Annotated in this window: 6 protein-coding genes; 1 reads left to right on the top strand and 5 read right to left on the bottom strand. The window is 60.9% G+C overall.

Annotated elements, in window-relative coordinates; all coding sequences use genetic code 11:
- The 5 genes from DD606_RS23470 to DD606_RS23490 form a co-directional block, all read right to left on the bottom strand.
- Positions 1-3,788, bottom strand: a 3,788-nt coding sequence (locus DD606_RS23470) for an AAA family ATPase (RefSeq protein ID WP_129259251.1), incomplete at its 3' end; no start/stop codon positions are given.
- Between the two features lie 9 nt (positions 3,789-3,797).
- Positions 3,798-4,178 (bottom strand): response regulator, encoded by a 381-nt coding sequence (locus DD606_RS23475; protein WP_129259253.1) that lies wholly within the window; start codon positions 4,176-4,178, stop codon positions 3,798-3,800.
- Positions 4,179-4,201: 23 nt separating this feature from the next.
- Positions 4,202-4,462, bottom strand: coding sequence for a XapX domain-containing protein (locus DD606_RS23480; RefSeq protein ID WP_023324098.1), 261 nt, complete (start codon positions 4,460-4,462; stop codon positions 4,202-4,204).
- Positions 4,459-4,680, bottom strand: a complete 222-nt coding sequence (locus DD606_RS23485) for a DUF1427 family protein (protein WP_003863054.1) — start codon at positions 4,678-4,680, stop codon at positions 4,459-4,461. The genes DD606_RS23480 and DD606_RS23485 overlap by 4 nt, the downstream gene beginning before the upstream one ends.
- A gap of 61 nt (positions 4,681-4,741) precedes the next feature.
- Positions 4,742-5,428, bottom strand: a complete 687-nt coding sequence (locus tag DD606_RS23490) for a hydrolase (RefSeq protein WP_003863053.1) — start codon at positions 5,426-5,428, stop codon at positions 4,742-4,744.
- A 220-nt stretch (positions 5,429-5,648) separates the two neighbouring features.
- Between DD606_RS23490 and DD606_RS23495 the strand changes: the two genes are divergently transcribed.
- Positions 5,649-5,952 (top strand): amidohydrolase family protein (locus DD606_RS23495; protein WP_139158343.1); only part of this gene is annotated, 304 nt, incomplete at its 3' end.

Here is a 5,952-nt window from a genome sequence, read left to right on the forward strand (position 1 = left end):
AAATGGGCGTCGGAGGCGGTCGGGTAGCCGCAGGCCAGCGAGAAACGCCCTGCCAGCTCGTGCGCCAGGGCATTGATCGGGTTAAAGCCGCCCTCCCGCGAGAGCCGCACCGCTTTTTCATACTGCTCCAGCGCGATGCTGTTCATGCCGTCCAGACGGACGATTTCGGCGTAAATCAGCGCTTCTTTATCGGCAAACGTGCCCGAATTGATCCGCGCCCAGAGGGCAATTTTGTCGTAATGGTGATGAATACTGCGGCGATAATCCGCCGAGAAGGTCTCCGGCGTGAGCTGACGGGAGAGCGCCAGCGCGCTGTAAAAATGGTAATCCAGCAGATGAATATGCCCCGGCGCGGACCACGCATACCAGCCCGCCCTCTCTAAATCCGCCTGTGCGTCGGCGTATTCGCCGCAGGAAAAGTGCGCCATCCCGCGATAGAGCCAGCACCAGAACAGCATAGTCGAGGTCTGCTCGGGCGCCTGCTCCGGCGGCGCGGGCAGCAGATCGTCAGGCAGCGCCTGGGCGGCGCTCCATGGGCCCGTCACCGGCGTGCGTAAAAACTCCACGTAGCGGCGCTGAATGTGCAGAACGGTTTCAATGTCCTGATAATCCGTTTTGCGTACAAAGGCCAGACCGCGATCGATGCTGGTCAGCACGCCATCCAGATGATCGCCCCGGGAGAGGAAGTTAATGATCTGATGACAGGCCGCGAAACAGGCCATCGTCATGTCGCCGTGGGTCACCGCCGAGGTAAAGCAGGCCTTTGCGCACTCGATAGTGTACGACAGCGGCTGGGTCCAGACGCTGAGCTGGTCGAGCGGCAGCAGAGTTTTGGCTTCATAGGCATCATAGCCGTGGCGGTTCACCAGCTCACGAGCCAGCGTGCCGTACTCAAATCCGAGAAGGTATTCGGCGTAGCGGTGACCAATCAGCACGCCAAACCAGGCCATCGCCGTGGTGGAGGCGCCGGTGATGCCGTGATCGAGCGTGAGGTGCATCATCCGGCACAGGAGTAAAAAGTGCAGGCGCGGGCAGGTAAAGCTGGCGAAAATACTGGCGCTGTAAAGCAGGTTCATCACCGCTTCGGTCTCTGCGTTCTCCATCAGCTTAAGCTGAGAAAACGGGTTCAGCGGCGCGTCGGCGGTGCGTTGACAGAACTGCTGCCAGGCCTCGTCACATTCGGCATTTTCCGGGTAGCGGCTGATCTGGATCCCGAACACGCCCAGCCAGCATAACGACGCCTCCAGCGCCAGTCGGATCTCCGACTGGCGCATATACACTTCCGCCAGCAGGTTGGCGGCCAGCGCTTTCTCCGTCAGCCCGCCCGGTGAACCGAGGATCGCATCGCACAGCGCACGCGTACGCTCCAGGTGCCCGAGCGCAAACTCACAGCCCGCCTCTTCGATATCCAGCATAAAGTCCGAGACCGGGCCCGCATTCCCCAGCGCTCTGGCGGTCTGGATATAGCTTAAGGCGGAAAGGTAATCGCCGGTACGCTTCGCACGCCGCGCGGCCTGAAGGCTCAGCTCCCGGAATCGCTGCCGCTGGGGTGCAGGCTGGATGCAGTCCAGCGCGGCGCTGACGTGGTGAACCGCGCGGAACAGCAGTTCGTTGCCCGCCGTCTGCCGTGCGGCATCCGCCAGCAGGCTGGCGGTGGTCAGATGCAGATGGCTTTTCTCGCCCTCATCCAGCAGGGCAAAGGCGGCTTCCTGCACCCGATCGTGGGTAAAAGCGTACTCTTTCTCCGTCAGCACAATCAGCTGAGCGGTAACCGCCGGATGAAGCGCGTAGCGGATTTCCGCCGCCGACCGCCCCACCACGCGGCACAGCATCTCCAGCTCGCCGGTGCAGCCGAGGCAGGCGATGCTGCCCAGCAGGCGGCGCGTCTCGTCGGGCATCTCCTTGAGCTGTTCAAGTACCAGCGTCACCACGTTTTCGGTGTAGTGCCGGGCGCGGATGGCCTGGAGATCGTAATGCCATTTCCCCTGATATTTGTTGTGCACCACCAGTCCGTCATCGACGATGCGGCGGAAAAACTCCTGCACGAACAGCGGGTTGCCGCCGGTTTTTTCATGGATCAGCGTGGCAAGATCGGCGGTGCCCGTACTGCGGGCATGAAAAATCCCCCCGAGCCAGCGCGCCACGGCCTTCACCGACAGCGGCTGCAGCACAATCGTCGTGGCGTATTGCGCCGCCTCCGGCAGGCTCGCCAGCGCGGTCTGCAAGGTGGGATCAGAAAGCGAACTGAGGTCGCGGTGCGCCACCACCACCAGCAGCGGGATGGCGCCGCAGGCGCGCAGCAGGTGATCGAGCGTTTGCAGGCTGGCGGCGTCGATCCACTGCACATCATCCAGCAGCAGCACCAGCGGCGCGCCCTGGGTGGCGAAGGTTTTCACCAGCGCCAGCACCATATGGCTGAAGCGCGCCCGCGCGTCGATGGAAAAGGTATCCGCGGAGAAACGCGGTTTGTTCTCAAGGAGTAAATTCAGCTCCGGCACCAGGCTGACGGCCAGCTCTTCATAGCCTTCCAGCGCGCGCGACAGACGGATTTTCCACGTCGCCACCTCCCCGGCTGGCAGCCCGAGCAGGTGCAGCGTGAGCGTCCGAAACGCCGAACTCAGCACGCCGTAGGGCAGCGTGGGAGAATATTGATCGACCTTGCCCACCGCCAGCAGCACCTTGCGCTGTTGCAGCGATTTCAGCGTGGTGGCGATCACGGAAGATTTGCCGATCCCCGAAGGTCCCCCAATCGTCACCAGTTCCGGCGCACCGCTCTGGCTGACCCGCTCAAACGCGGCGATGACGTCGCTGGCCTGCGGATGCGCAGAGAAAAGCGAATCGGCCAGATGGATCGCCGGAGAGCGATCCTGCTGGCCGGGAATAAAGTCGACAATTTCGCCTTCAACGGTCAGCGTCGCCTGGCAGCGCCTGAGGTCGGCAATCAGCCCGTCGACGGTCTGATAGCGATTCTCCGGATTCTTCTCCAGCAGCTTAAGGATAATGGTCGACAACATGCCGGGTACGTCCGGGCGCACCCGACCCGGCGCAAGCGGTTCAGAGGCAATGTGATAATGCGCCCAGTTGGTCTGGTCATCAGCGCTCAGTTCAAACGGCAATCGCCCGGTCAGAAGTTCATAAAGCACGATCCCCAGACTGTAGAGATCGCTCCGGCTGTCAACGGCGCGCCGGGTACGCGTGGTGTGTTCCGGTGACATGTAGGCGGGCGTGCCGCCAGACGCGGCAAGCCGGGACTGGGAGAAGGCGTCGGAGGTGCCGCAGGAAAGACCGAAGCTGCACAGACGGCAGGTGGCATCGTGATGAACGAAGATCGACCCGGGTTTGATATCGCCGTGGATCAGGTTGTGCTGATGCATCTGGCGCAGGGGACCGCAGATGCGGATCGCCATCTCGATAAAGCGGGCGATCCCGGAAATCGCCTTACCTGCCCGGCACGCCAGCAGTTCAAAGCAGAACGGCGCGTAGACCAGCGCAAAACGTCCGCGGTACTGGGTTGAAGCGACGGGCCGGATAGCCCAGCCGTCATGAAGCCGATCGCGCAGGGCAAACTCGTTTTTCAGCAGCCGCGTTGCCCGCTCCTCTTCTTCATCGCTGACCGCGGTGGCAATAATAAACGAACCGCCGGACTGGGGATGCCGCCCGTTCATCCAGGAGATGCCGCCCTCCTGCGCCAGCACGGTAAAAATGACATCCTCTTTCAGAACAAAAGCCCGCCCTTCATGGAGACTTCCCCGGGCGGGCCAAAATGCAGGCGACGTATGTTCGTTCATCCGCGATCCTTATTGTCGGCGGGTCAGCTCCCGCTGAATATGATCCAGCAGAATATCGATGTTAATCGGCTTACGCAAAAATGCAGCGGCGCCCAGACTGAGTGCATACCGCTGCATATTTTCATCAGCATGGCCGGAGATAAGCAGTATTGGCGGCGGCGGCGCGGCCAGCAACCGCAGCTTCTCAAACAGCTCGATGCCGTTCATGCCGCGTAGCTTGATGTCGGTGATCACCAGCGACGCGCCTGACAGGGCGAGAGGGTGGCTCAAGAACACCTCTGCCGAATCGAAGGTATCGGTAGCATACCCTTCCGATTGCAGCAGATTACTGAGCCCGCTGCGAACAGAGCGTTCGTCATCGATGATGGCAATGCGCCACGGCAGCGTCATGCTGTCTTTCCTCAAACAAATCGTTACGCGTCGCGGCTTTCCTTCGCGGGCGCGGGGGGCGCAGTACCGCTGATTTTCGGTACGCATTCATGACGAAACCAGGCCAGGGTCAGCGGTTCGCGGCTCACCAGACGACGCCCGATGGGGATCAGCTGTTCACCCACCAGCATGCCGAACAGGCCTAGCAGCGCGACGACCGGCGGCGCCGGGGAATGCACGTCGAGCAGGGCGTAAAGTACCCCAGCCGCGGCCCCGCACACCAGCGAAATAATCCAGGCCTTCATGATGACGCTCCGGTCGGGTGTTGAACGTGGGGAACCGTCACCTGCACGGCAGCCGGATTATCGCGGGATAAAAGATGACGCATCGCCTGTTCACCCGCCAGCATCCCCAGCAGGCCAATCAGCGCCAGCGCTGGCGGCGCGGGGGAGCGCACCTTCAGCACGGCATACATCAGGCCAATCAACACGCCTGCCGCAAGGGATATCAGCCCAGTACTCATTGTGAACTCCAGAGAAAGAGGCAGCGGCGAGCCGGATGAGGGACCAGCCCGCCGACGGGACTTAGCGAGCCGGAACCGGCGCTAAGGTGCGGTGCTCGCTCTTCTGGCGAGACGGCGCTTTGTGCACCATGGTGTAGGCGTAATCCACGCCCATGCCGTAGGCGCCGGAGTGCTCGCGCACGATATCCATCACCGCGGTGTAGGTCTCTTTGCGCGCCCAGTCACGCTGCCACTCCAGCATCACCTGCTGCCAGGTCACCGGGATCACGCCCGCCTGGATCATGCGCTGCATCGCGAAGTCGTGGGCTTCTTTGGAGGTGCCGCCGGAGGCGTCTGCCACCATATAAATTTCGTAGTCGCCTTCCAGCATCGCGCACAGGGCAAAGCTGTTGTTGCACACTTCGGTCCACAGACCGGCGACAACCACTTTCTTCTTGCCGTTGGCCTTCAGCGCGTCACGCACTTTCTGGTCGTCCCAGGAGTTCATGGAGGTACGCTCCAGAATGTCCTGGCCCGGGAACACGTCCAGCAGTTCCGGATAGGTATTGCCGGAGAAGCTTTCAGTCTCAACGGTGGTGATGATGGTTGGGATGTTGAACACCTTAGCCGCTTTCGCCAGCGCCACGGTGTTGTTTTTCAGCACCTGGCGGTCAATCGACTGCACGCCAAACGCCATCTGAGGCTGGTGGTCGATGAAAATGATCTGACAGTTGGCAGGGGTTAAGACTTCGAGCTTAGAAGTGGTCATAAGATTATCCAGTGAGGTTAAAGGTTAAAATCGCCGCGAACAGCACGCCGATAAAATCGCGTTCATCCTATGACCCACAGCGCTGTGGTGTAATTATCTCTTCGTATAGTTAACCTTAGGTATAGTTATACTTTGGTATACCTATCCTATTGTATAACTGGATCTTTGCCGAAACCGGTTCCCATAATCCTGACCATTCCCCTCTTAGTCTGGAGCTCTTATGGTTACCCTCGGTAAAGCCGATCTCATTCTGGTTAACGGCCAGTTTCACACCGTCGATCGCGAGAATCCTCTCGCAGAAGCCGTTGCCGTGCGCGACGGAAAATTTCTGGAAGTGGGTACCGTCGCCGAGGTGATGCAGCACCACGGCGACGGCACCAAAGTGGTCGATCTGAAAGGCCATACCGCCATCCCCGGCCTGAACGACTCGCACCTGCACCTGATCCGCGGCGGGCTGAACTACAACCTCGAGCTGCGCTGGGAAGGCGTGCCGTCGCTCGCCGACGCCCTGCGGATGCTGAAAG

Origin of the sequence: Enterobacter cloacae complex sp. GF14B (genome assembly GCF_004136805.1) — a bacterium.
In the GTDB taxonomy this organism is placed as follows: Bacteria; Pseudomonadota; Gammaproteobacteria; order Enterobacterales; family Enterobacteriaceae; genus Enterobacter; species Enterobacter hormaechei_C.